This window comes from Faecalibacterium sp. (assembly GCF_052358865.1).
Taxonomy (GTDB): domain Bacteria; phylum Bacillota; class Clostridia; order Oscillospirales; family Ruminococcaceae; genus Faecalibacterium; species Faecalibacterium butyricigenerans.
On record NZ_DAWCVJ010000005.1, the window covers coordinates 34,656 to 58,595 of the forward strand.

At 61.1% G+C, this 23,940-nt stretch carries 25 protein-coding genes; 22 read left to right on the plus strand and 3 right to left on the minus strand.

Translation table 11 applies throughout. The annotated features are described in order from the left end of the window. Positions 1–267 precede the first annotated feature (267 nt). A complete protein-coding gene (locus ACT8X9_RS01845) occupies positions 268–1,140 on the plus strand; it encodes an Ice-structuring protein (RefSeq protein ID WP_444267930.1) in 873 nt (290 codons plus the stop codon). Positions 1,141–1,273: 133 nt separating this feature from the next. Beyond that, on the plus strand, positions 1,274–1,714 hold the full coding sequence (locus ACT8X9_RS01850; protein WP_444267931.1) for a GNAT family N-acetyltransferase: 441 nt from the start codon (positions 1,274–1,276) through the stop codon (positions 1,712–1,714). 62 nt (positions 1,715–1,776) lie between these two features. On the opposite strand, the gene ACT8X9_RS01855 is transcribed toward ACT8X9_RS01850, so the two are convergent. Then, positions 1,777–2,775 carry a glycosyltransferase family 2 protein gene (locus tag ACT8X9_RS01855; RefSeq protein ID WP_412590165.1) on the minus strand — a complete coding sequence of 333 codons (999 nt, stop codon included), beginning with the start codon at positions 2,773–2,775 and terminating at the stop codon, positions 1,777–1,779. 150 nt (positions 2,776–2,925) lie between these two features. Here ACT8X9_RS01855 and ACT8X9_RS01860 point away from each other — a divergent pair, with 150 nt between their 5' ends. The 6 genes from ACT8X9_RS01860 (at position 2,926) to ACT8X9_RS01885 (ending at position 8,155) form a co-directional block, all read left to right on the plus strand. Continuing rightward, positions 2,926–3,306: a GntR family transcriptional regulator gene (locus ACT8X9_RS01860; RefSeq protein ID WP_412590162.1), complete on the plus strand. Its 381-nt coding sequence runs from the start codon at positions 2,926–2,928 to the stop codon at positions 3,304–3,306. Continuing rightward, entirely contained in the window at positions 3,299–4,000 is a 702-nt protein-coding gene (locus ACT8X9_RS01865; protein ID WP_444267932.1) for an ABC transporter ATP-binding protein, read from the plus strand. The genes ACT8X9_RS01860 and ACT8X9_RS01865 overlap by 8 nt, the downstream gene beginning before the upstream one ends. Further along, positions 3,994–4,821, plus strand: a complete 828-nt coding sequence (locus ACT8X9_RS01870; RefSeq protein WP_444267933.1) for a hypothetical protein — start codon at positions 3,994–3,996, stop codon at positions 4,819–4,821. The genes ACT8X9_RS01865 and ACT8X9_RS01870 overlap by 7 nt, the downstream gene beginning before the upstream one ends. A 450-nt stretch (positions 4,822–5,271) precedes the next feature. Further along, positions 5,272–6,369, plus strand: a complete 1,098-nt coding sequence (locus tag ACT8X9_RS01875; RefSeq protein WP_227620521.1) for an ABC transporter substrate-binding protein — start codon at positions 5,272–5,274, stop codon at positions 6,367–6,369. A gap of 30 nt (positions 6,370–6,399) precedes the next feature. Next, on the plus strand, positions 6,400–7,329 hold the full coding sequence (locus ACT8X9_RS01880) for an ABC transporter permease (RefSeq protein WP_444267934.1): 930 nt from the start codon (positions 6,400–6,402) through the stop codon (positions 7,327–7,329). A 7-nt stretch (positions 7,330–7,336) separates the two neighbouring features. Further along, positions 7,337–8,155: an ABC transporter ATP-binding protein gene (locus ACT8X9_RS01885; RefSeq protein ID WP_444267955.1), complete on the plus strand. Its 819-nt coding sequence runs from the start codon at positions 7,337–7,339 to the stop codon at positions 8,153–8,155. Positions 8,156–8,206: 51 nt separating this feature from the next. Here the strand turns inward: ACT8X9_RS01885 and ACT8X9_RS01890 are convergent, their stop codons facing one another. Both ACT8X9_RS01890 and ACT8X9_RS01895 read right to left on the minus strand, forming a co-directional pair. Continuing rightward, on the minus strand, positions 8,207–9,535 hold the full coding sequence (locus ACT8X9_RS01890) for an MATE family efflux transporter (protein WP_444267935.1): 1,329 nt from the start codon (positions 9,533–9,535) through the stop codon (positions 8,207–8,209). 34 nt (positions 9,536–9,569) lie between these two features. After that, positions 9,570–10,478, minus strand: a complete 909-nt coding sequence (locus ACT8X9_RS01895; RefSeq protein WP_444267936.1) for a PLP-dependent cysteine synthase family protein — start codon at positions 10,476–10,478, stop codon at positions 9,570–9,572. Between the two features lie 225 nt (positions 10,479–10,703). Here ACT8X9_RS01895 and ACT8X9_RS01900 point away from each other — a divergent pair, with 225 nt between their 5' ends. The 14 genes from ACT8X9_RS01900 (at position 10,704) to ACT8X9_RS01965 (ending at position 23,486) form a co-directional block, all read left to right on the plus strand. Next, a complete protein-coding gene (locus ACT8X9_RS01900) occupies positions 10,704–11,087 on the plus strand; it encodes a sigma factor-like helix-turn-helix DNA-binding protein (protein WP_227620511.1) in 384 nt (127 codons plus the stop codon). A gap of 27 nt (positions 11,088–11,114) precedes the next feature. Next, positions 11,115–12,470: a signal recognition particle protein gene (gene ffh, locus ACT8X9_RS01905; protein WP_444267937.1), complete on the plus strand. Its 1,356-nt coding sequence runs from the start codon at positions 11,115–11,117 to the stop codon at positions 12,468–12,470. Between the two features lie 86 nt (positions 12,471–12,556). Further along, the gene (gene rpsP, locus ACT8X9_RS01910; RefSeq protein WP_015565585.1) at positions 12,557–12,799 is read left to right on the plus strand and encodes a 30S ribosomal protein S16; all 243 of its coding nucleotides are present in this window, start codon (positions 12,557–12,559) and stop codon (positions 12,797–12,799) included. 16 nt (positions 12,800–12,815) lie between these two features. Beyond that, complete coding sequence (locus ACT8X9_RS01915; RefSeq protein WP_015565586.1) at positions 12,816–13,049, plus strand: KH domain-containing protein; 234 nt, start codon at positions 12,816–12,818, stop codon at positions 13,047–13,049. 181 nt (positions 13,050–13,230) lie between these two features. Continuing rightward, complete coding sequence (gene rimM / locus ACT8X9_RS01920) at positions 13,231–13,767, plus strand: ribosome maturation factor RimM (RefSeq protein WP_227620507.1); 537 nt, start codon at positions 13,231–13,233, stop codon at positions 13,765–13,767. A 3-nt stretch (positions 13,768–13,770) separates the two neighbouring features. Then, positions 13,771–15,006: a tRNA (guanosine(37)-N1)-methyltransferase TrmD gene (gene trmD, locus ACT8X9_RS01925; protein WP_444267938.1), complete on the plus strand. Its 1,236-nt coding sequence runs from the start codon at positions 13,771–13,773 to the stop codon at positions 15,004–15,006. 282 nt (positions 15,007–15,288) lie between these two features. Continuing rightward, positions 15,289–15,552, plus strand: coding sequence for an HPr family phosphocarrier protein (locus ACT8X9_RS01930; protein WP_005920365.1), 264 nt, complete (start codon positions 15,289–15,291; stop codon positions 15,550–15,552). A gap of 84 nt (positions 15,553–15,636) precedes the next feature. Beyond that, on the plus strand, positions 15,637–15,879 hold the full coding sequence (locus ACT8X9_RS01935) for a hypothetical protein (RefSeq protein WP_227620504.1): 243 nt from the start codon (positions 15,637–15,639) through the stop codon (positions 15,877–15,879). Then, the gene (uvrC, locus tag ACT8X9_RS01940; RefSeq protein ID WP_444267939.1) at positions 15,876–17,729 is read left to right on the plus strand and encodes an excinuclease ABC subunit UvrC; all 1,854 of its coding nucleotides are present in this window, start codon (positions 15,876–15,878) and stop codon (positions 17,727–17,729) included. The genes ACT8X9_RS01935 and uvrC overlap by 4 nt, the downstream gene beginning before the upstream one ends. A 64-nt stretch (positions 17,730–17,793) precedes the next feature. Then, complete coding sequence (locus ACT8X9_RS01945) at positions 17,794–18,021, plus strand: DUF1653 domain-containing protein (RefSeq protein WP_227620500.1); 228 nt, start codon at positions 17,794–17,796, stop codon at positions 18,019–18,021. Positions 18,022–18,138: 117 nt separating this feature from the next. Beyond that, on the plus strand, positions 18,139–19,620 hold the full coding sequence (locus ACT8X9_RS01950) for a C69 family dipeptidase (RefSeq protein ID WP_444267940.1): 1,482 nt from the start codon (positions 18,139–18,141) through the stop codon (positions 19,618–19,620). A gap of 256 nt (positions 19,621–19,876) precedes the next feature. Then, positions 19,877–20,632, plus strand: coding sequence for a DeoR/GlpR family DNA-binding transcription regulator (locus ACT8X9_RS01955; protein WP_444267941.1), 756 nt, complete (start codon positions 19,877–19,879; stop codon positions 20,630–20,632). Then, a complete protein-coding gene (gene pfkB, locus ACT8X9_RS01960; protein WP_444267942.1) occupies positions 20,629–21,534 on the plus strand; it encodes a 1-phosphofructokinase in 906 nt (301 codons plus the stop codon). Before ACT8X9_RS01955 ends, pfkB begins: the two co-directional genes overlap by 4 nt. A 32-nt stretch (positions 21,535–21,566) precedes the next feature. Then, entirely contained in the window at positions 21,567–23,486 is a 1,920-nt protein-coding gene (locus tag ACT8X9_RS01965) for a PTS fructose transporter subunit IIABC (protein ID WP_444267943.1), read from the plus strand. Positions 23,487–23,940: the final 454 nt, after the last annotated feature.

Genomic DNA, 23,940 nt, shown 5'->3' on the forward strand with positions numbered 1-23,940 from the left:
AGCTGTTTTCATAACCATTGCGCACCATCTGGGCGGTCTTTTCGCTGGCATACTGCGTTGTTTTCCCTTGCAATCCGCCAAGGATTGCTGCGGAAAATCGCCTTGTCTGCCGGCGAAAAGCTTCGCCCATCTGGCACACTCTGGCTATAAAAACAGCTTCTGAGGCAGTTTCACCAAAATAACACCGGCGGGGTTTTGCACCCTGCCCGGGAATGTGGTATACTGTTTCTATCTGAAAAGTGCAATAACGCAGGAGACGATAATCATATGAAGATGGAAATGACCCCGGAAGAACACGCCCGGCTCCACCGCCGCCGCGGCCGTCAGGCCCTCGGGCTGCTCATCGCCGTGCTGGTGCTCATCGGCACGCTGACGGTGCTGCACGCAGGTGTGAGCGCTGTGGCAAAGCTGTTCGACGACACCGCCCAGCGGCAGGAATACGAAGATAAACTGGAGGGCCTTGTGCTGTTCGACCCGGTGCCCTTCGACGGCATCGAGAACATCGACGACCTGACCCTCCGCGAAGCCGCAGTCTGGGGCTGTGTGTACAGCATTCAGGAGACGCAGGGCGGCTTCGAGGGCTACAACACCGACCCCGATACCGAACAGCTGCTCATCCCGTCGGTGGATGTGGACGCCTACCTTGCAAAGCTCGTAGGCCCCAGCTTCCGCATGACCCATAAGACGTTCGAGATGGAGGATATGACCATCGAGTTCGACGACGCCACCCAGTGCTACAAGATCCCCGTCACCGGCGGCGTGGGCAGCTACCGAGCCACCGTCACCAAGCTGTTCAAGAAGGGCGGCCTTCTCCACGTCACCGTGGGCTACATCCCCACCCAGAACGCGGACGACAGCATCCTCGTCACAAATTCGGACACGCCGACCAAGTATATGGACTACCTCTTCAGCCGTCAGAGCGGCAGCTGGTATCTCACCGGCCTGACCGAGAGCGAGACAAAGCCGGAGCAGACGGCGGCATCTGCCGCCAGCCAGCCCGCACCGATGGCGGACAGCGATGTGGAGGATGCCATCCTCGCTACCGGCGGCGAGGCCCCGGCAAGCTCCGCAGCGGCCTCTGCGGAAGCCGAGCCGCAGGCCGAGCCGCAGGCCGAGAGCGCAGCCAGCCCGGCGGCGTAAAGACGCAGAAGAAAATCCCATGTCTGTACCATACGGTATCGGACATGGGATTTTTGTGTACAGAAGTATTCTTTTGTTGGAACGTGTGGTATACTCGGCTTAGTTCAACAAATCGGAATTTGTGGAGGTAAGTATGATAGTACCTGTAGATGAAACAAATCTTCTTCAAGCCGCAACCATCCATTCAATATCCTGGAAGGAATCGCATCGTGCATTTTGTACTCCTGATTTCATAGAAACACACACGCCAGATCGGCAACAGGAGTATTTGAGAAACAAGATGAACAACGGAACAAAGCTTTATATGCTTGTAGAAGAAAAACCAATAGGGGTTGTTTCTGTAACAAAGGGTTTAATAGAGGATCTTTATATTCTTCCAGATATGCAAAACATGGGTTATGGAACGAAATTGTTACTATACGCAGTAGGCCAATGTACGGATACCCCTACGCTGTGGATTCTTGAGAATAATATAAATGCTGGGAGACTCTATCGTCGAATAGGCTTTAAGGAGACAGGGAAAAAGAACGCAATAACAAATAAACTTGATGAGATTGAGTTCGCATTGACATAAATTCCAGTTTGTATGAGTAAGCCCGCCCCTGCTGTGGCTTTCACAGTGGGGCGGGCTTATTGTTATTTCAGATCAAATCTCACGACCACCAGCCGGTACCACAGATAGGGTACCATGTTCCAGATCATCCACAGCTCCATGAGGATGTAGTTGGGCAGGTCACGCAGGCGGAAGGGGCGCTTGCCGAGGCGACCGCTTCGGAGCAGGTCGAAGGCCTCGTGCATCCCCTTGTCCCATGCTTCGCCGAAGCCCTGCTTGTGGAACTTGTAGCACTTGAGCAGATAGCCCAGCGCCAGCGGGATGAAGTTGAGGAGGAGCATCAGAAGAGGCTCGTTTTTGAGGGGGAGGAGGATGCTGTTCCGACCGCTCTGCTGGCTTTTGAAGGCGTTGTACCGCACCGCGCCGGTGCTGGCCCCGCAGATGTGGTAGCACTTGGCTGTGGGGCAGAGGATGTTTTTGTAGCCCGCGTTGTTGGCCCGCCAACTGAGGTCTACGTCCTCGAAGTAGGCGAAGAAATTTTCATCAAAGACGCCGATCTCGTCAAGGATGCTCTTGCGGTAGAGGGCCGCGCCGCCGCAGGCCGAGAAGATGCGCTTCTGTCTGGTGTACCGGCTGGCCCGGCGTCCGTCGCCGGTCTTGCAGGCAAAGCCCATCCATGTGACGTAGTCACCGGCGTCGTCGGCCAGCTCCCGGTCGAAGTGGCGGATCATAAGGCTCTGGACGGCAAAGATCTTCTCGTCGCTCTCGGCGGCGCGGAGCAGCTCGGCCAGCCACTGAGGCTCGGCAAAGGCATCGTTGTTGAACAGTACCACGAACTCGCTCTTCGCCCGGGCAATGCCCTGATTCACGGCATGGGAGAAGCCGGTGTTGCAGCCGTTCTCGATGAGGGTGAAGTTGGGCCGGCTGCAATAGCTGCGGGCCTGCTCGAGGCTCTCGTCGGTGGAGCCGTTGTCCACCACGATGAGTTCGAAATCCTGTTCGGTCTGGGCGTAGACCGACTCGATGGAGTCTTTGAGCCAGCCTTTGCCGTTGATGTTGGGGATGATAATGGTCGCTTTCATAGTTTTCTGTGCTCCTGCGCATTTTCCTGTAGCATACAAGAGATAGTATAGCATATTTTGCAGGGATTGGAAATTCCCCTCTTGACAAAAAACCAAAAACGAGTATTATTGTATTAAGCACTTAGTACAGCAACACAAGGAGATGAGAGGATGGGAGAACGATTCGACACGAGCCGCCCCATTTATGCGCAGATCGTGGAACGTCTCAAGGCAAAGATATTGGCGGGGGTCTATCCGCCCGGCGGGCATCTGGACTCGGTGCGTGATCTGGCGGCGGCAGCGGGGGTCAACCCCAACACCATGCAGCGGGCGCTGGCCCAGCTGGAAGCGGAGGGCCTCGTCCGCACCGAGCGGACAACGGGCCGCTTCGTCACCGAGGACACCGCTTTATTGGAAAAGCTGCGGGATGAGACGGCCCGGGCTGTGACCGCTGAATATCTGGAAAAAATGCGCGGCATCGGCTACGGCCCGGCACAGGCCGCCGCGCTGGTGACGGGCTGGGAAACAAAGGAGAGTGAACGGAATGAATGAACTTCTGACCTGTGAGGGACTGACGAAATCCTACCAGAAGGGGACGAACGCCCTCGACAGCATCGACCTGCACATCGGCTTTGGCCGCATCGTGGGCCTGCTCGGCCCCAACGGCAGCGGCAAGACCACCCTCATCAAGCTGGCGAACGGCCTTTTGCAACCCACGGCGGGAAGCATCAAAGTGGCGGGCATGGCTCCCGGCCCGGATACCAAGGCCATCGTCTCCTATCTGCCGGACGCCCAGTGGCTGCCCGACTGGATGCGGGTGGAGCAGCTTGTGGAGATGTTCCGGGATTTTTACGCCGACTTCGACACCGCAAAGGCCAGTGAGATGCTGGAAAAGCTGGAGCTTTCGCCCAAAGCCATCCTCAAGAGCCTCTCGAAGGGAAACAAGGAGAAGGTCCAGCTCATCCTCGCCATGAGCCGGAACGCCCGGCTCTATCTGCTGGATGAACCCATCGGCGGCGTGGACCCGGCGGCACGGGATTACATCCTGAACACCATCCTCACCAACTACAGCCGGGATGCCTCGGTCATCCTCTCCACCCACCTCATCGAGGATGTGGAACCGGTGCTGGACGAGGCGGTGTTCCTGAAAAACGGAAAAGTCTTCGCCCATCGGTCGGTGGAGGAACTCCGTGAGACTGAGGGCATGAGCGTGGATGCGTATTTCCGGGAGGTATTCAAATGCTGAAAAAATTACTGAAACATGAGTTCCGGGCCACGGCCCGCACCTACGGCGGGCTGTATCTGGCTCTGCTGGCGGTGTCGGTGCTGTTTGGTGCCTCGATCCGGGGCTGGAACGGCACAAACAGCGACGCCTATTCTACCGCCGTGGGCCTGCTGAGTCTTGCGTACACGGCGGTCCTCATCGGCACGGCAGTCGTCACCGTCATGACCATCGTGCAGCGGTTCTACGGCAACCTGCTGGGCCGGGAGGGCTATCTGATGCATACCCTGCCGGTGACGGAGGCTCAGCTCGTGGGTGCAAAGCTCATCTCGGGCACGGTGTGGAGCGTGTGCAGTATCTTTGCGGCGGGCCTCTCCTTCGGCATTCTGGCCATCCTGATGATGGCGGAGATAGACCTGCTCGACCAGCTGCCGTGGATGCTGTCGCAGCTCCGGGAGGCATTTGCGCGGTACGACATGGCGTTCTGGGAGATGATGCTCTTCAGCGGCCTCGTCTGCTTCGTGCGGATGGTCAGTGCCATCGCCTGCATCTACGCCGCCTGCATGGTGGGCCATCAGTTCAAGAGCCATCCTGCGCTGGCGGGCATCCTGAGCTTTTTCGGGATGCAGTACGTTCAGGGCTGGATCGAAAAGCTGCTGCGTGTGGGTGCCAGAGTCTATGAGACGGCCCTCTATACCGTCGTGGGCGATGCCGGCAGCATCCAGACCGCCCTCTCTGCGCTCATGGGCTGCGCGGCCCTCACGCTGGGCATCGCGGCAGCGTTCGGGGTGTTCTGGTTCGGGCTGACGGTCTGGCTGATGCGAAACAGGCTCAACATGGAGTGACACAGCGTGAAAAAATCTGACGGAAAATTTGAGATTTCCTCTTGACTTTACACAGATAAAGTGTATAATGCAATCAAACCGATGAGGCGGAAGAGAACCTGCACAGCGCATCTTCAGTGAACCCGGACAGTGAAAACGGGTGAGAGCGGGGCAGAGATTCGTGGGCCGCCGAGGGCCGGGCAAATGAGGCAGAGCCTCTAGTAGCTTGGGACGGAAGCCTCCGTTACAGGGCAGGGGAGTGTTGGCTCTCCGTGAGGGGCTTTGCAGCTTCCGAGGGAAGACGGGCAAAGCAAGCAAGGTGGCACCGCAGATTCGAATTTCTCGACTCTGTCCTTGTGGATGAACACACAGGGACAGGGTCGTTTTGTTATACGAGAACAAAAGCCCGTCCCGCAGGTGGAGCGGGTTTTTATTTTATATGCCGCCCGCTCCAAGGAAGGAGCAACCGCTATGAAAACCATGAACATGATCTCCCGCCGCAGTTTTCTGAAGGTGGCAATGGCCGCCGCCACGGTTTCCGCTCTGGGCCTGACCGGCTGCGGCTCTTCGGCCTCGGGCACTGCGTCCGGCACCGCTTCCAGCGCAGCAGCTTCTTCTGCTGCCGCCAGCGAGGCAGGGCAGACCTTTAAGGTCGGCATCGTCAACTATGTGGACCACGCCTCCCTGAACCAGATCGTCGAGTCGGTGGAGAGCCGTCTGGATGAGGTGGCCAAGGAGAAGGGCGTCACCTTCGACTACGCCGACTATTACGCCAACGCACAGGCCGACCAGACCAACCTGAACCAGATCGGCGCCGACCTCGTGGCCGATGGGGTAGACGTCATCGTGGCTGTGGCCACTCCCACCGCCGCTACCATGCTGGCTGCAGTGGAGGACACCGACATCCCCGTGGTCTACTCTGCCGTTACCGACCCCGCCGCCGCCGGCTTCGACACCGAGCCGAACATCACCGGCACCTCCGACGCCCTGAACACGGACGCCATCATGAACCTCATTCTGGCCGTCAACCCCGACATCGACACCATCGGTCTGCTGTACGACCTGAGTCAAGATGCCTCCACCCAGGCCATCGCCGACGCCAAGGCCTTCTGCGATGGCAAGGGCATCAAGTACATCGAAAAGAACGGCACCACCACCGCCGAGGTGCAGATGGCCGCCGAGGCCCTCATCGCTGCCGGTGTCAAGGCCGTCTTTACCCCTACCGACAATACCGTCATGACCGCGGAGCTGTCCATCTACGAGACCTTCATCGAGGCAGGCGTCCAGCACTACACCGGCGCGGACAGCTTCGCACTGAACGGCGCATTCGTGGGCTACGGCGTCGATTACGTCCAGCTGGGCGAGGCCACGGCCGATATGGTGGTGGAGCTGCTCTGCGACGGCAAGACCCCCGCAGACCTGCCCTTCCAGACCTTCGACAACGGCATCGCTACCATCAACACCGAGACCTGCGAGGCTCTGGGCCTCGATCTCGACACCGTGAAAAAGGCCTTTGCGCCCTACTGCACCGAGGTCGTGGAAGTGACCACGGCGGAGAACTTTGGCTGAACTGTACATTAACTGTTAAAGGAGCACACCATGCTGGCGAGTATCTTTTCGCTCAATGTCATCCAGACCGCGCTCGAGCTGGGCTGCATCTACGCCCTCGTTGCACTGGCTCTGTTTCTGAGCTATTCCATCCTGAATATCGCGGACCTGTCCACCGACGGCTGCTTCACCCTTGGCTGCGCCGTCGCCTGTCAGGTGGCGCTGACCGGCCACCCCTTCCTCGCCTTGCTGGCGGCGATGGCGGCTGGCGTGTGCTCTGGCTTCGTTACGGCTTTTTTGCAGACCCGGCTCGGGGTCGAGAGCATCATGGCCGGCATCATCGTCAACACCGGCCTGTATACGATCAACCTCGCGGTGATGGGCTTCTCCTCCACCATGTCGCTGGTCAAGACCGAGACGGTCTTTTCCATCGCCAAGCGCGCCCTGAGCTTTACGGGCGGCTGGTATAAGCTGGTGCTGGCGGCGGCGGTCATCGCACTGGCCGGGGCCGCGATGGTGGGCTTTCTCGGCACCCGCCTCGGCCTGTCTATCCGCGCCACCGGCGACAACGCCGCGATGGTGCGGGCTTCCAGCATCAACCCGGCCTTTACCATCACGGTGGGCCTGTGCATCTCGGGCGCACTGACCGCCCTGTCCGGCGGTCTGCTGGCCCAGTACCAGAAGAGCTGCGACATCAACGTGGGCACCGGTATGGTGACCATTGCGCTGGCCTCCCTCATCATTGGCGAAACGCTGGTGGGCAGGCGGACGATGGTGCGCCGGGTGCTGGGCGTCGTCTTCGGCAGCTGCCTCTACCGCTTCATCGTGGCGGTGGCCCTCCGCTTCAACGTCCCGGCGGCTGCGATGAAGCTGGTAAGCGCCATCATCGTGGCTGTGGCCATCTCGATGCCTGCGATCAAAGAAAAAATCGCCTTTGAGAAGCGCCGCAATGCGGCCCGGACCCGGAAGGAGCGTGTGTGAGATGGAGATGCTTGAGCTTCGCGGTTTGCACAAGACCTTCAACCCCGGCACCGTCAACGAAAAGATCGCCCTGAACGGTGTCAGCCTGACGATGGAGGCGGGAGACTTCGCCACCATCGTCGGCTCAAACGGCGCGGGCAAATCCACCCTCTTCAACGCCATCACCGGCGGTTTCATCGCCGACGAGGGCAGCATCACGCTGGGCGATGAGGACATCACCTTTACGCCGGAATATCAGCGCAGCCGGGTCATCGGCCACCTGTTCCAAGACCCCCTCAAGGGCACAGCCCCCAACATGACCATCGAGGAGAATCTGGCGCTGGCCTATCTGCGCGCCGGAACTGCCCCCAACGCCATCTTCTCCCGCATCTCCCGCAAAGACAAGGAGATCTTCCGCGAAAAGCTGGCCCTGCTGGACATGGGCCTCGAAGACCGGATGAAACAGCCGGTGGGTCTGCTGTCGGGCGGTCAGCGTCAGGCGCTGACCCTGCTGATGGCCACCCTCGTCACCCCGAAGCTCCTGCTTCTGGACGAGCACACCGCCGCCCTCGACCCCGCCACGGCGGAAAAGGTGCTGGATCTGACCAAGAGCATCGTGGCCGAGAAGAAGATCACCTGCCTGATGGTCACGCACAATATGCATCAGGCGCTGGAGCTGGGCAACCGCACCCTTATGATGGATGCAGGACGCATCGTTTTCGACGTCAAGGGCGAGGCCCGGAGCCGGATGACGGTGGACGACCTGCTGGAAAAGTTCCGCGAGAACGCAGGCAAGGCCCTCGACAACGACCGCATCCTCCTGAGCAAGGTGGAAAAGGAGAACTGAAACCAAAAAAGACCTCTGCACGAGATGGCGTGCAGAGGTCTTTTGCTGTCTTTACAGCTTGTCTTCCTTCAGATAGCGGATGAGCAGGGGCAGCTCGTAGATCAGCATGGAGAGCCAGCCGATGCCGTAGCTCACGGGCAGGAACCGAAGCTCGACTTTGAGCAGCAGGATCAGAATGGCGGCGGCCAGCACCCGGAAGCCCATGTTGAGCATACTGCTGGTCAAGGTGATCTTCAGGTCGCCCAGACCCCGGAAGCCGCCCTGAATGCCGTTGGTCACGCCGGGCATCAGATAGAAGAGGGAGGCGCACCGCAGGAACTGGACGCCCAGCTCGACGACGGCGGGGTCGTCCACGAAGAGGGAGATGATGGGGCGGGCAAAGAGCAGGCAGACTGCCATCAGGAGCAGGCCGTAGACAAGCTCGATGCGCAGGCCGCAGAAAAAGCCCTGCCGCACCCGCTCTTTTTTGCCTGCGCCGTGGTTCTGGGCCATCAGGGTGGTCATGGCGTGGGCGATGTTCTGCTGGGGCATATAGGTGAAGTCGTCCACCCGACTGGCGGCGGTGAATGCCGCCATGGCGTTGACGCCCAGCGTGTTGACGATGGCTTGCACGGCAATCTTGCCCAGCTGGACGGTGGCCTGCTGCATGGCGCTGGTCCAGCCGTACTGGACGGTGCTGCGCAGCAGCGAGCTGTCAAAGACCAGCCAGCGCCGACCCAGCTGAAGGACAGGAATCCTGCACTGGATGTAAATGACGCAGAGCACGCAGCAGAGGGCCTCGCTGAGGACGGTGGAGAGGGCGCAGCCCTCGCTGCCCCAGCCCAGCACCTCGACGAAGAACAGGTCGCCGCCGATGTTCAGCACAGAGCTTATCATCAGGAAGTAGAGGGCGCTCTTGCTGTCCCCCAGCGCCCGCATGGTGGCCGCGAGGAAGTTGTAGAAGAAGGTGAAGATGAGTCCGGCAAACACGATGCGGAGGTACTGCACCGCGATGGGCAGGATCTCCGTCGGCACCTGCATCAGCCGCAGCAGGGGCGTCGCCAGCAGGACGCAGAGGGCCGAAAAGACCAGCGAGAATACGGTGCCCGCGATGGCGGTGGTGGAGACCTGACGCTCCACCCGCTGGGTGTCGCCCGCGCCGTAGGCCGTGCTGACGAGGATGCCCGCGCCGAGGCAAAGCCCGTTGATGAAGAGGATGGCCAGCGTCATCAGCGGATTGGAGGTGCCGACGGCGGCGAGGGCGTCCTCGCCCACGAATTTGCCCACGATGATGCTGTCGGCGGCGTTGTAGGTGAGCTGGAACAGGTTGCCCAGTACCAGCGGAACGGTGAAATCGACCAGAAGGGGCGTGATGGCCCCGGTCGTCATGTCTTTTGTCATGCGTCCTTCTCTTTTCCTTTTATATTGAATATGCTTATAAGATGCTCTGCCGCCCGCTGAACACCGCCAGCGCCGAGCGGCTGGTGCCGTTGGCGATGAGCTGCGCCGCTGCATGGAGGGCTGCGCCTGCGCTGGGGGAGGCCGGGATGGCGTCGGTGCGCAGGACCCGCTGCGCGGCCCGGGCTGCGTCGGCGGTGGTGACGGCGGCGATGTTGTCCACGACGTAGGCGTTGTAGTTGCCGGGCACGAGGCCGAAGCCGATGTCCGGGATGCCGTGAGGCCCGGTGAGTCCGCCGCTGAGGGCCTGACTCTCGTATGGCTCCACCGCCACGATGCGGACATCGTTCGTCCACGCCTTGACCGTCTCGCCCACGCCGGTGATGGTGCCGCCGCTGCCCACCCCGATGACGATGCTGTCCACGATGCTCGAGCCTTCCCGGGCGATGGAGCGCACCAGCGCAGGCCCGGTGACCCGGCGGTGGTAGGTGGGGTTGTCGTCACTGCGCAGCCAGTCCATGTAGAACCAGCCCTTCTCGGCGGCCTTTGCCTCTGCCTCCGTCCGTGCCCCGGCAGGGCCTGCCTGCGCGGGGGTGTGGAGGATCTGTGCCCCGAGGCGGAGCAGGCTTTCCTGCCGCATGGCGGGGGCATCCTCCGGCATGACCAGCACCACCGGGTGGCCAGCCGTCTGTCCCGCCAGCGTCAGCGCCGTGGCAAAGGGGCCTGACACGGCCTCCACGATGGGCTGGCCGGGGGTCAGCGCCCCCCGCGCAAGGGCCAGCGCCAGCATCCCCTCAGCCAGCTCGTCCCGGGCGGTGCCGGTGGGGCCGTTGTAGTTCAGATAGGCGTACAGCCGTCCCCGCAGCCCGCAGGCCGCAAGATAACCCCGCAGCTCGACGATGGGGCCGGGCAGCAGGGTCTGGTAGATGTTGGGGTAGATGGGCACGGGCGGCCTCCTTTCGTCTTCCGGGATACAACAAGGGTCAGCACCTATAACTTTAGCGCAAAGGGCCGGAAGCGTCAAGCGGGATTTGGGCAGAAAAGAGAAAAATGTGGAGAAAATCTGGCAAAATGACGCAAAAAGTTCTTGACAAAGGGGGCGGCGTCTGCTATACTTCGTATGTAAAGCAAAAAACCTTTACAAACAGCGGAGGTCAGAGCAGGACAGAACATGGCAAAAGACTTTGAAATGGGCTATCTGCTCGATTTTTACGGCGAGGTGCTCACGCCCAAACAGCGCGAGATGCTGCGCCAGTATTACAACGACGACCTCTCCCTCAGCGAGATCGGAGAAAACTTCGGCATCACCCGGCAGGGGGCGCGGGACGCCATCAAGCATGGCGAAACGACCCTCAAGGAGCTGGAAGACAAAGTGGGCTTTGCTGCCCGGTACCGCCGGGTGCAGCAGACACTGGAAGAGCTGGAGCAGCTGGTCATCGACGCCCGGTTCGAATGCACCGGCCCCGGTGCCCGGCTGACCACCACCGAGTATGCCGCCACCCTGACCAAGATGCTGAGGCTCATCCGCTCCATCGACGAAGTGAATGAGAGCTGAAAATGGATTTGAGAGGAGCACCGCACAATGGCATTTGAATCTTTGACCGACCGCCTTGCCGGTGTGTTCAAAAAGCTGCGCGGCCACGGCAAGCTGAACGAGGCGGACATCAAGGCCGCTATGCGTGAGGTCCGGATGGCCCTGCTGGAAGCCGACGTCAACTACAAGGTGGCGAAGGACTTCTGCGCAAAGGTCTCGGAGCGTGCGATGGGGCAGGAGGTCATGGAGAGCCTGACCCCCGCCCAGCAGGTGGTCAAGATCGTCAACGAAGAGCTGATCGCTCTGATGGGCGGCGAGGAAGCCCCCCGTCTGGTCATCAAGAACAAGGGCCAGACCATCATCATGCTCTGCGGCCTGCAGGGCAACGGTAAGACGACCCACGCAGCCAAGCTGGCCAAGTATTACATCAAGCAGGGCCGCCGCCCGATGCTGGTGGCCTGCGACATCTACCGCCCCGCCGCGATCGATCAGCTGCAGGTGGTGGGCAAGCAGGCCGGTGCGCCGGTGTTCACCCTGCCGGGTGCCAAGCCCCCGGAGATCGCCCGCAAGGCGCTGTCCCACGCCAAGGACTACGGCAACGACATCGTCATCCTTGATACCGCGGGCCGACTGCAGATCGACGAAGTGCTGATGCAGGAGCTGGTCCAGATCAAAGAAGCCGTCCCCGTGGACGAGACGCTGCTGGTCGTGGACGCCATGGCCGGTCAGGACGCGGTGAATGTCGCAAAGACCTTCAACGAGACGGTGGGCATCGACGGCATCATCCTCACCAAGACCGACGGCGATACCCGCGGCGGCGCAGCTCTCTCGGTGCTGTCCGTTACCGGCAAGCCCATCAAGTTTCAGGGCACCGGCGAAAAGCTGGACGACCTTGAGGTCTTCCATCCCTCCCGCATGGCAAGCCGCATCCTCGGCATGGGCGATGTGCTGAGCCTCATCGAGCGCGCACAGGACGCCGCCGACGAGAAGCTGGCCGAAGAGACCGCCAAGCGGATGATGGAAAACAAGTTCGATATGAACGATATGCTGGCCCAGTTCGCCCAGATCCGCAAGATGGGCGGCGCAGGTGCCATGCTGAGCATGCTGCCCGGGATGTCCGGCATCGACGCCAGCCAGATCGACGAGAAGGCCTTCGACCGCATCGAGGCCATGATCTACTCGATGACCAAGGCCGAGCGAGAGGACCCCTCCATCATCAACCCCAAGCGCAAGCGCCGCATCGCAGCGGGCAGCGGCACGCAGGTGTCTGACGTCAACAAGCTGCTCAAGCAGTTTGAGATGATGCAGAAGATGATGAAGCAGCTCAAGAAAAGCCCGAAGGGCTTTGCCCGCAAGCTGGGCGGCATGATGGGCAACCCGGGCGCCTTCCGGGGCATGAAATAATTACGGTATACACCCCGGCACGGGGTTGTACAGATAGATTTAACCCCCGCAAGCCGGGGAACAAGAAATTTTTGGAGGATATTACCATGGCAGTTAAGATTCGTCTGCGCCGCGTCGGCGCCAAGAAGGCTCCCTTCTATCGTGTTGTTGTCGCTGACAGCCGCTTCCCCCGCGACGGCCGTTTCATCGAGGAGATCGGCACCTACGATCCCAATCAGGAGCCTTCCGTTGTGAGCATCGACGGTGAGAAGGCCAAGGCTTGGATCGCCAACGGCGCTCAGCCCACCGACACCGTCCGTGTGCTGCTGAAGAAGTCCAACATTCTGTAAGGTGGAGGGCTGACTCATGCAGGAGCTGTTGCTGGCAGTTGCCCGCGGCCTCGTGGAGGATAAGGACGCCGTCAAGGTCACGGTGGACGCCCCCCGCGAGGACGGCACCATCGTCTACCACCTGAGCGTGGCAGAGGGAGATATGGGCCGTGTCATCGGCAAGCAGGGCCGGATCGCAAAAGCCATTCGTGTGGTGATGCGCGCGGCTGCTGTGCGGGTCGATGAAAAGGTCCTTGTTGAGATCGACTAAGCACCCTACAGGCCCTTTGCTGTAATGGCAAAGGGCCTTTTTGATTTATAAACGAGCTTGCCCTCTCAGGCGCTTGCGCGCCAGCTCCCCCAAAGGGGGAGCCAAAAGCCTCTCCCTTTGGGAGAGGTGGCAATGCGAAGCATTGACGGAGAGGGCAAGAACGCTAAACAGGAGCGAATTTATGCAGCAATATCTGGAAGCAGGCAAGGTCGTCACCACCCACGGCGTGCGCGGCGAAATGAAGCTGGAGCTGTGGTGCGATGGCGTGGATTTCCTCAAAAAGACGGGCCGCCTCTATGCCTCGGCAAAGGGCGGCAAGTGCTATAACATCACTTCCATCCGCCCGCAGGGGCAGATGGCGCTGCTCCAGCTGGAGGGCGTGAATGACATGGACGCCGCCCGCGCCCTGCGGGGGCAGGTGTTCTACTTCGACCGCAATGACGCCACCCTGCCGGAGGGCCGGTGGTATGTGGCCGACCTCATCGGCTGCGAGGTGCGGGACGCCGACACCGGCAAGGTGTACGGCGTCGTCACCAGCGTGGACCATCCCGGCGCACAGGACATCTACACGGTCAAAGCCCCCGGCGGAAAAGAATATATGTTCCCCGGCGTGGACGCTTTCCTGAAAGAGCGCAACCCGCCCGAGGGCTATATCCTCGTCACACCCATCCCGGGCCTGCTGGATGACGACTGTGACAGTGAGCGGGAGGGGGAGTGAGCGATGGGAATGCGCGTGGACATCGTGACCCTTTTCCCCGAAATGTGCCAGCAGGTGCTGGACGCCAGCATCATCGGCCGCGCGGCCAAGCGCGGCTATATCGAGACCCACTGCCATCAGATCCGGGACTACACCCTCAACAAGCAGAAGCAGACCGACGATTACCCCTACGGCGGCGGCTGCGGCATGGTGCTCTACGCCCAGCCCATCGCCGACTGTCTGCGGGCCGTCCAGAAGGAAGTGGCGGAACAGGGGCGTCCTGCCCCGCATATCGTGTTCTTGACGGCGGGTGGTCAGCGCTACACCGAGGAGCACGCCCGCAGACTGGCCGAGTACGACAACCTCACGCTGGTCTGCGGCCACTATGAGGGCATCGATGAGCGGGTCATCGATGCTTTTGCGGACGAAGAGATCTCCATCGGCGACTATATCCTCACCGGCGGCGAGCTGGCCAGCCTCGTGGTGGCCGACAGCGTGCTCCGCCTCAAGCCCGGCGTTCTGGCCGAGCAGAAGGGCTACGAGGAGGAGAGCTACTGGGACGGCCTGCTGGAATATCCCCAGTATACCCGCCCTGAGGTCTGGGAGGGCCGTGCCGTGCCCGACGTCCTGCTGGGCGGCGACCACCAGAAGATCGACGCATGGCGGGGCGAAAAGAGCCGGGAGCGCACCCGTCTGCGCCGCCCGGAGCTGTATGAACAGTGGTGTGAGACCCACCCCATCACCGAGCTGCCCAAGTGGAAACGGGGCGAAAACGTCCGCCTCGTCCGGACGGAGGAACAGTATCAGGCGGCGGGGAAGCTCTTTTGTGAGGGACGCCGCACCATCTGCGCCGGGAACTGGACGGCAGAGTATTGTGCGGGTCTGCGGGAGGAAGCCTTCCTCGCCCAGCTCAAGGCAGAGAAAAAAGAGGGCTGGGCCTGCTATCTCCATACCACGAAGGATGTGCCGGACGGTATGGTGAGCGTAGACCACAAGACGGGCCGTATCGAGCATCTGTTCGTCGCGGCAGACGCCCGGGGAAAGGGCATCGGCCAGAAGATGCTGGACTTTGCCCGCAAAAAGCTGGAAGAGCATGAGCATCCGACCCTGACCGTGCTGGACCAGAACACCCGCGCCATCGCCCTTTACCGCCGGATGGGCTGGAAGCTGACCGGGGAGGCGGCACGGGTCTTTGACCCCGCAGAGGACGGCTTCGTGCAGCGGCGCTGTGAGCTGCTCGTGATGCGCTGGGAGGGCTGAAAAGCCTGTCGGACGCAGTCAGAGGAGCAGGAAGAATGTCATAGTACGGCCTGTGGTCGAAAAAATGTTGAAAACTTTTGTATTGCCTCGCCAACACTGGGGGAATAATTTTGTTGTCTTTGTATAAAAGGTGAAAAATGCCCCCCTCATCCTTGGGAAAACCGCCAAAAATGCGTCCGGGGTCTGTACAACGGTTTCGCTTTGCGCTAAAATAATCACAACGCAACAGGCGCGAAACATAATTACATTCCTTAGAACGATAATAGATAGGAGCGTTTTACTATGTACGTCAAAGAAGTTACCGTTGAAAATCAGGTTGGTCTGCACGCCCGTCCGGCAACCTTCTTTATTCAGAAGGCCAATGAGTTCAAGTCTTCCATCTGGGTCGAGAAGGAAGAGCGCCGCGTGAACGCTAAGAGCCTTCTGGGCGTCCTGTCTCTGGGCATCGTGGGCGGCACCACCATCCGCATCATCGCCGATGGCGCCGACGAGCAGGCTGCTGTCGATGGCCTCATCAAGCTGGTCGAGTCCGGCTTTGCAGAGTAATCCAGTTCCATTCGTGTATGAGCGGCGGGGGTCATCCTTGCCGCTTTTTTGGTATTTTGCGTCAGAACAAAGGGAGGCATTTCCATGAAAAGACTGAGTGAAGAGACCCTGCGCAAGTATGTTGATTTCTGCGATTCCGGTCGTCCTTGGTATTTTGCGCTGGGTGTTTTTGTGACCCTGCTCATCGTGCAGACGGCGCTGTGGTTTGCGGCCGATGAGGACGAGAAGCCCAGCCAGTGGGCCACTCTGCCCGCATGGTTCGGCATCTTCCAGTCCATCGGCTGCATCCGCAAGGCCCGCGAGAACCGGAAGCAGAGCGCAGAATGACCAAGGCGGAGCTATACCAAAAGGCGTGTATGCTGCCGCTTTTGCCCGGAGTATATATCATCCGGGACAAAAGCGACACCATCATCTATATCGGCAAGGCCAAGCGCCTGCGCATCCGGGTGAGCCAGTATTTCCGGGAGGGCGTGCCCCACGACAACAAGGTCAGCCAGATGATCGCCCATGCCTACGCCTTTGATGTCATCGTCTGCCAGAGCGAGTTTGAGGCGCTGGTGCTGGAAGCCAGTCAGATCAAGGCCCACACCCCCAAGTACAACATCCTGCTCAAGGACGATAAGGGCTACAGCTATATCAAGGTGACGAAGGACGAGTGGCCCCGCCTCTCGTTTACCCTCCAGAAGGAGGACGACGGCGCGGAGTATATCGGCCCCTACACCTCGAGCTTTGCGGCCCGGCAGATGGCCGAGACGGCGATGGACGCTTTCCTGCTGCCCCGGTGCAACCGGCGGTTCCCGCAGGAGATCGGCCGGGGACGCCCCTGTCTGAACGCCCACATCGGAAAATGCATGGCTGTGTGCAGCGGAAAGATCAGCTGCGAGAACTACAACGAGGCCGTCAAAAGCGCCGTCCACCTCATCCGTTACGGCAAGAAGGACATCCTGAAGCTCCTCAGCGAGCGGATGCAGGAGGCCTCCGACCGGCTGGAATTTGAGACAGCGGCCCTCATCCGCGACCAGATCGCCGCCATCACCAAGGTGACGGCGGGGCAGAAGGTCGTGGTGGACCCCGACGTGGAGATGGACGTGGTGGCGCTGGCGGGCACGCCCGGCAGCGTCTGTGCAGCCGTTCTCCGGTTCCGGGAGGGACGGCTGACGGACAAGAGGGAGTTTCTTTTCCACGATACCGCCGACATCCCGGCGGTGCGGGAGGAGTTCCTGCCCCGGTACTACCTTGACGACGAGCAGATCCCGAAGGTCATCGCTGTGGACGAGCTGCCGCCGGACGCCGACGCCCTGCAGCAGGCCCTCAGCGAAAAGCGGGGCAGCGAGGTGCAGCTTTACGTCCCCCAGCGGGGCGATAAGGCGCATCTGGTCGAGATGGCCCACACCAACGCCGTCGAGCGTCTGGCCCGGGAGAGCGGCCGCTATGCCCGGGAGGAAAAGCTTCTGGACGAGATGGCGCAGGTGCTGGGCCTGCCGAAGCCTCCCCGCACCATCGAGAGCTACGACATTTCCAACTGGGGCGACGGCACCAGCGTCTGCGGCATGGTCACATTCCGGGACGGTAAGCCCTATAAGGCGGGCTACCGGAAGTTCCGGATGAAGACGGTGGCCGGTACGGACGACTACGCCTCGCTGGCCGAGACCGTCTCCCGCCGTGCGGCTGAATACGAAAAATACTCCGGAATGGCCGCAAATGGCGAACCCAGCAGCAACTATTTCGGCCAGAAGCCGGACCTGCTTCTGATGGACGGCGGCAGGGGACAGGTGAGCGCCGCCAAAGCCGCTCTTGCCGGGACCACGCTGGCGGATGTGCCGCTCTATGGCATGGTGAAGGACGACCACCACCGCACCCGCGCCATCGTGGACAGCGAGGGCCGAGAAATCGCCATCAACATGAACCGGGGGACGTTTACCTTCATCACGGCCATTCAGGACGAGACGCACCGCTTTGCCAATGCGTACCGCAGGCAGCAGATGAACAAAAAGAGCTATTCGTCCACCCTTACCGAGGTGCCGGGCGTCGGCCCCAAGACGGCCAAGGCCCTGATGGCCCAGTTCAAGAGCGTGGGAGCCGTAAAAGAGGCGACCCCCGACCAGCTGGAGAACACCCCCGGCGTGGGGCGGCAGATGGCCCAGACCATTTACGAATATTTCCACCCGCAGGGGTGAAGCAAGTGGAAAAGTCCGGCGCAGACCAGTCTGTGACCGGGCTTTTTGCAGGGAAGGAGTTCTTATGTACCAGTTCCAATACGACATCCGCCCGGGCCGCTACCGGCACTTCAAGGGCAACGAGTATCAGGTCCTCGGGATGGCCCGCCACAGCGAGACCGAGGAGGAGATGGTGGTCTACCGTCCCCTGTACGGTGAGGGCGGGCTTTGGGTGCGCCCGGCGGCCATGTGGGCCGAGGTAGTGGAGCGGGATGGCAGACGTCAGCCGCGCTTTGCCTATATCGGCGAGTGAGGGCTTGCACTGTCTGCCGAAACGCGATACAATGGGTTTTGCAGGGCAAACAGACCTGCGAGACGGGATCCATAAAACTTCGGCATAGAAAAAGAAAAACTTCGGAGGATAAAAGCTATGGCTTGTACTACCATCCTTGTGGGCAAAAAAGCCTCGTATGACGGCTCGACCATGATCGCCCGGAACGACGATTCCGGCTCCGGCCACTTCACTGCGAAAAAGTTCGTCGTCGTCCAGCCGGAGGAGCATCCGGCTGTCTATCAGTCGGTCCTCTCCCATGTGGAGATCCCCCTGCCGGGCAATGCCCTGCGGATGACCGCAATGCCCAACGCCGTGGAGGGCAAGGGCATCTGGGCCGCTTCGGGCGTCAACGCCGCCAACGTGGGCATGACCGCCACCGAGACCATCACCTCCAACCCCCGGGTGCTGGGCGCGGACCCGCTGGTGGTCTACCAGCCCGCGCAGGACGGTCAGCCGGAAGTGCCCGGCGGCATCGGCGAGGAGGACATCGTCTACCTCGTCCTGCCCTACATCCACTCTGCCCGGGAGGGCGTGCTTCGTCTGGGCAGACTGCTGGAAGAGTACGGCACCTATGAGATGAACGGCATCGCCTTTCAGGACGTGGACGAGATCTGGTGGCTCGAGACCATCGGCGGCCACCACTGGATGGCCCGCCGGGTGCCGGACGACGCCTATGTGGTCATGCCGAACCAGCTGGGCATCGACGCCTTCGACCTCGAGGATGCTTTCGGCGCACAGGAAAACTATCTCTGCTCGTCCGACCTGCGGGAGTTCATCCGGGACAACCACCTCGACCTTTCGCTGGACGGCTGCCTGAACCCCCGGGACGCTTTCGGCAGCCACGACGACGCCGACCATGTCTACAACACCCCCCGCGCATGGTTCATGCTTCGCCACCTCAACCCGAATACATGGGTCTGGGACGGCCCTGCCGCCGACTACGGCCCCCGGTCGGACGACTTGCCCTGGTGCATGGTGCCGGAGCGGAAGCTGACCCCGGAGGACGTGAAGTATGTGCTGTCCTCCCACTATCAGGGCACTCCCTTCGACCCCTACGCCAGCTATGGCGACAAGAGCATGAAGGGCGCTTACCGCTCCATCGGCATCAACCGCAACGACTTCATGGCCCTCATCCAGATGCGGCCTGACCTGCCCGAGGACATCCGTGCAGTGGAGTGGATCGCCTACGCCTCCAACGCCTTCAACACCATGGTGCCATTCTACGCCAACGTGGAGCGTACCCCGGCCTACCTCGCCTGCACCACCGGCGAGGTCTCCACCGACAGCTTCTACTGGGTGAGCCGGATGATCGCCGCCATGGCCGACGCCTCCTACGCCAAGAGCCTCATCCATGTGGAGCGGTACGAGGAGGGCGTCCTTTCCGCCAGCCGTGCCCTGCTGAACCAGTACGACAGAAAGATCTCTGCCGCCGAGGAGGGCCAGCGTGCCGCTCTGCGGGAGGAGGCCAACACCGCCATCGCCGCCGAGCTGAAGAAGCGTGCCGCCGATACGCTGGACAAGGTCCTCTTTGAGCTGAGCAGCGGCATGAAGAACGCCTACGCCCGTTCGGACGCTTGAGAAGCCGTCAAAATCGGTCAGACAGAGTCATAAAATCGCCATTCGCCCCGGGACAGAACGCTCCGGGGCGGATTTTTTGTGCTCTTTTGCAGGTTGTATCCTACCGTTTGTGCAGAGTGACTGATTTTAGGAGATATATTTTGGCAGATGAATTGACGGAAAGTGATTGATTTTGACGGAGGATTTGCTATAATACAGACAGAAACAGTCAAAACGATTCAAACACAACCAGAATCGTGCAACAGGAGGGATAAAGATGTTGGCAGAAGAGAGGCTGGCCCGCATCATGAAGCTTCTGAGCCAGCAGCGCACCGCGACGGTGCAGGAGCTTTGCGAGGCGCTGGATGCCAGCGAATCCACCATCCGCCGCGACCTGAACGAGCTGGACCGGATGGGCAAGGTGAACAAGGTGCACGGCGGCGCGACGCTGCCCGACAGCCAGTTCCTCGCCGACGAGCCGACGATGGCCGCGAAGGAAGCACTGGCCGTCGCCCAGAAAAAGTGCATCGCCAAGGCGGCTGCGGCCCTCATCACCGCAGAGGACTTCGTCTTTCTGGATGCAGGCAGCACCACGCTGGCCCTCGTCCGGGAGCTGAACGGCCCGGCGCTGGATGCCCGGTACGTCACCAACGGCGTGGCCCACGCCCGGACGCTGGCCCAGAAGGGCTGCAAGGTCTTTCTGCTGGGCGGGCTGCTGCGGCCCGAGACAGAGGCCATCATCGGCGCTGCGGCCCTTTACAGCCTGCAGCAGTACAACTTCACGAAGGCCTTTCTGGGGGCCAACGGTGTGGCGCTGGACGCCGGATTCACCACCCCCGACCCCGAAGAGGCGGTGGTCAAGGCCACGGCGGTGCGGCGGGCCAGAGAAGCGTGGTTCCTTGTGGATGACTCCAAGTTCGCCCGCGTCTACCCGGCGGTCATCGCCGAGCTTTCCGGCGGTGCGATCCTGACGAACCATTGTCCGAATCCGAAATACAGACAATTCACTCTGATAAAGGAGGCAGCAGAATGATCTACACGGTAACATTCAACCCGGCCATCGACTATGTCGTGCGGCTGGATAGGCCGCTGGAGGTGGGCGAGGTGAACCGCGCCAAGGGCGAGGACTGCGTGCTGGGCGGCAAGGGCATCAATGTGTCCGGCGTGCTGGCCGAGCTGGGATGCCGGAGCACGGCGCTGGGCTTTGTGGCCGGTGAGACGGGGGCATGGCTCGAGCGGGGCTTGGCCGCGCAGGGCATCACCACCGACTTCATCCATCTCGCGAAGGGCATGACGCGCATCAACGTCAAGATCAAGGCCGGGCAGGAGACCGAGCTGAACGGTGCAGGCCCCGACATCCCCGAGAGCGCGATGGAGCAGCTGGAAGCCCAGCTCGACCAGCTGGCAGAGGGAGACATCCTCATTCTGGCGGGCAGCATCCCGTCCAGCCTGCCCCAGACCACCTACGAGCGTCTGCTGGCCCGTCTGGAAGGCCACGGCGTCCACACGGTGGTGGACGCCACCCGCGACCTGCTGGTGAACGTATTGCAGTATCACCCCTTCCTCATCAAGCCCAACAACCACGAGCTGGGCGAGATTGTGGGGCGCACCCTCACCACCGACGCCGACATCACCGCTGCTGCCCGCACCTTACAGGAAAAGGGCGCACGGAACGTGCTGGTGAGCATGGCCGGGGATGGCGCGCTCCTGCTGGACGAGAAGGGCGAAGTCCACCGCATCGGCACCCCCAAGGGCAGGGTGGTCAACAGCGTGGGCGCAGGCGACAGCATGGTGGCCGGCTTTGTGGCGGGCTACCTGCGCAGCGGCAGCTATTGGGAGGCTCTCCGGCTGGGCACTGCCTGCGGCAGCGCCACCGCATTCAGCCTCGGGCTGGCAAAGAAGGAAATGATCGACGCCCTGTTGGCGACGATTTAAGAGATAGAAGGAAACAAGGAGAGGAGCACACTATGCGAATCACGGAATTGTTTACGGCACAGTCCATCGCACTGGACGAGGCCCAGCAGGACCGCAGCCAGATCATCGACCGTCTGGTGGAACTGCAGGCGACCCATGGCAACATCAAGGATAAGGAAGCCTACAAAAAGGGCCTCTACGCCCGCGAGGACGAAGGCTCGACCTATGTGGACAACGGCATCACCGTCCCCCACGCCAAGTGCGACTGCGTCACCCGGCCCAGCCTCGCGGCCCTCCGCCTGAGCACCCCGGTGCAGTACAACGCCGAGGACGACGGCAAGACCGACCTGCTGTTCGCCATCGCAGCGCCCCGGAATGGCAGCCTCCACGTCGATATGCTGGCCCGCATGATGCAGATGCTCATGAATGAGGACTTCGTGGAGAAGCTGCGCACCGCCAAGACCCCGGCGGACTTCCTCGCCGCCATCGACGCGCAGGAGGAAGAGCAGTTCGGCGATGAGAGCTTCACCGATCAGGAGGTCAATGTGGGCTACCGGGTGCTGGCTGTCACCGCCTGCGTCAACGGCATCGCCCACACCTACATGGCCGCTGAGGCCCTGAACAAGGCCGGCGCAAAGATGGGCGTGCCCATCAAGGTGGAGACCAACGGCTCCGACGGCGCAAAGAACATCCTGACCAAGGACGAGATCGCCAACTGCGAAGGCATCATCGTGGCGGCGGAAAAGAAGATCGAGACGGCTCGCTTCGACGGCAAGCCTGTCCTCTTCACCCGGGTGGATGACGGCATCCACAAGCCCGAGGAGCTTATCCGGAAGATCACCTCCGGCGAAGTCCCCGCTTTCCACGCAGAGGGCGGCGCACAGGCCGCAGAGGACGCCTCTGCCACCGACAGCTTCGGCCGCAGCCTCTACAAGAACCTGATGAACGGCGTCTCCCATATGCTGCCCTTCGTGGTGGGCGGCGGTATCATGATCGCGCTGGCCTTCCTACTGGACGATTACAGCATCGACCCCGCAAACTTCGGCATGAATACCCCGCTGGCCGCCTTCTTCAAGACGGTGGGCAGCGCAGCCTTCAGCTATATGCTTCCCATTCTGGCGGGCTTCATCGCCATGTCCATCGCTGACCGTCCGGGTCTGGCCGTCGGCTTTGCAGGCGGCGTGCTGGCCATGAACGGCACCAACTTCGCCGGCATCGCTGCCGGTGAGACCACCGGCGTCTCCGGCGGCTTCCTCGCCGCCCTGCTGGCCGGTTTCGTGGCCGGTTATGTGGTGGAGTTCCTCAAGAAGATCACCGAGAAGCTCCCCGCCAGCCTCAACGGCATCCGTCCCATGCTCATCTACCCGCTGGGCGGCATCCTTATCGTAGGCGCGGTCATGTGCGGCATCAACCCCGTCATGGGCATGATCAACACCGCTGTGACCAACGGGCTGAACGCCATGGGCGGCACCTCCAAGGTCCTGCTGGGTGCGATCGTGGCCGGTATGATGAGCATCGACATGGGCGGTCCCTTCAACAAAGCAGCTTACGTCTTCGGCACCGCAGCCCTCGCCTCCGGCAACTATGAGGTCATGGCCGCTGTCATGGTGGGCGGCATGGTGCCTCCCATCGCCATCGCCCTCTCCACCACCTTCTGCCCCAAGAAGTGGACGGCCGATGAGCGCCGCAACGGCATCGTGAACTACGTCATGGGCCTCTGCTTCGTCACGGAGGGTGCAATCCCCTACGCCGCTGCCGACCCGCTGCGCGTCCTGCCCAGCTGCGTCATCGGCGCGGCCCTCTCCGGTGCCCTGTCCATGACCTTCGGCTGCGCCCTCCGCGCTCCTCATGGCGGCATCTTCGTCTTCCCGGTGGTGGACCATGCGGTGATGTACTGTGTGGCTCTGGCCATCGGCAGCGTCGTGGGCGCGGTCATCCTGAGCCTGCTCAAGAAAAACCGCACCGAGGAGTAACGAAAAGCCATCCTCTTCTTTTTCAGGTATCAATCGCCAAAGGCCCCCACCCGGCAGCACCGGGTGGGGGCCTTTGGTATGGGAGATGCAGTTGATACGGCTCTCCCAAAGGGAGAGGCTTTGGCAGGGAGGCAAAACCATAGAAAACACAAAAACCCGCCTGGCAGCGGGTTTTTGTGTATAGAGGGGTGGGAAAGTATATAAAGTGGTGAATCGCATCATTGGACGGCAGCGCGTCGTGCCCGAACACCGGAAGACCGGCGGCACAGCGGAAACTCTGAGGCGTTGCCTTGCAGTATGTATTATACCCGAATTTGTTTTCTTGTCAAATGCAAAATTTTGGTTTTGCTTTAATTTAACACTTTACTTTTTGACCAAAACTTTATATAATTAAAGGCGGCAAAACGAAAACTGACTTTTGCGCGGGTTGTGCTATTGCTACAACAATAAAACT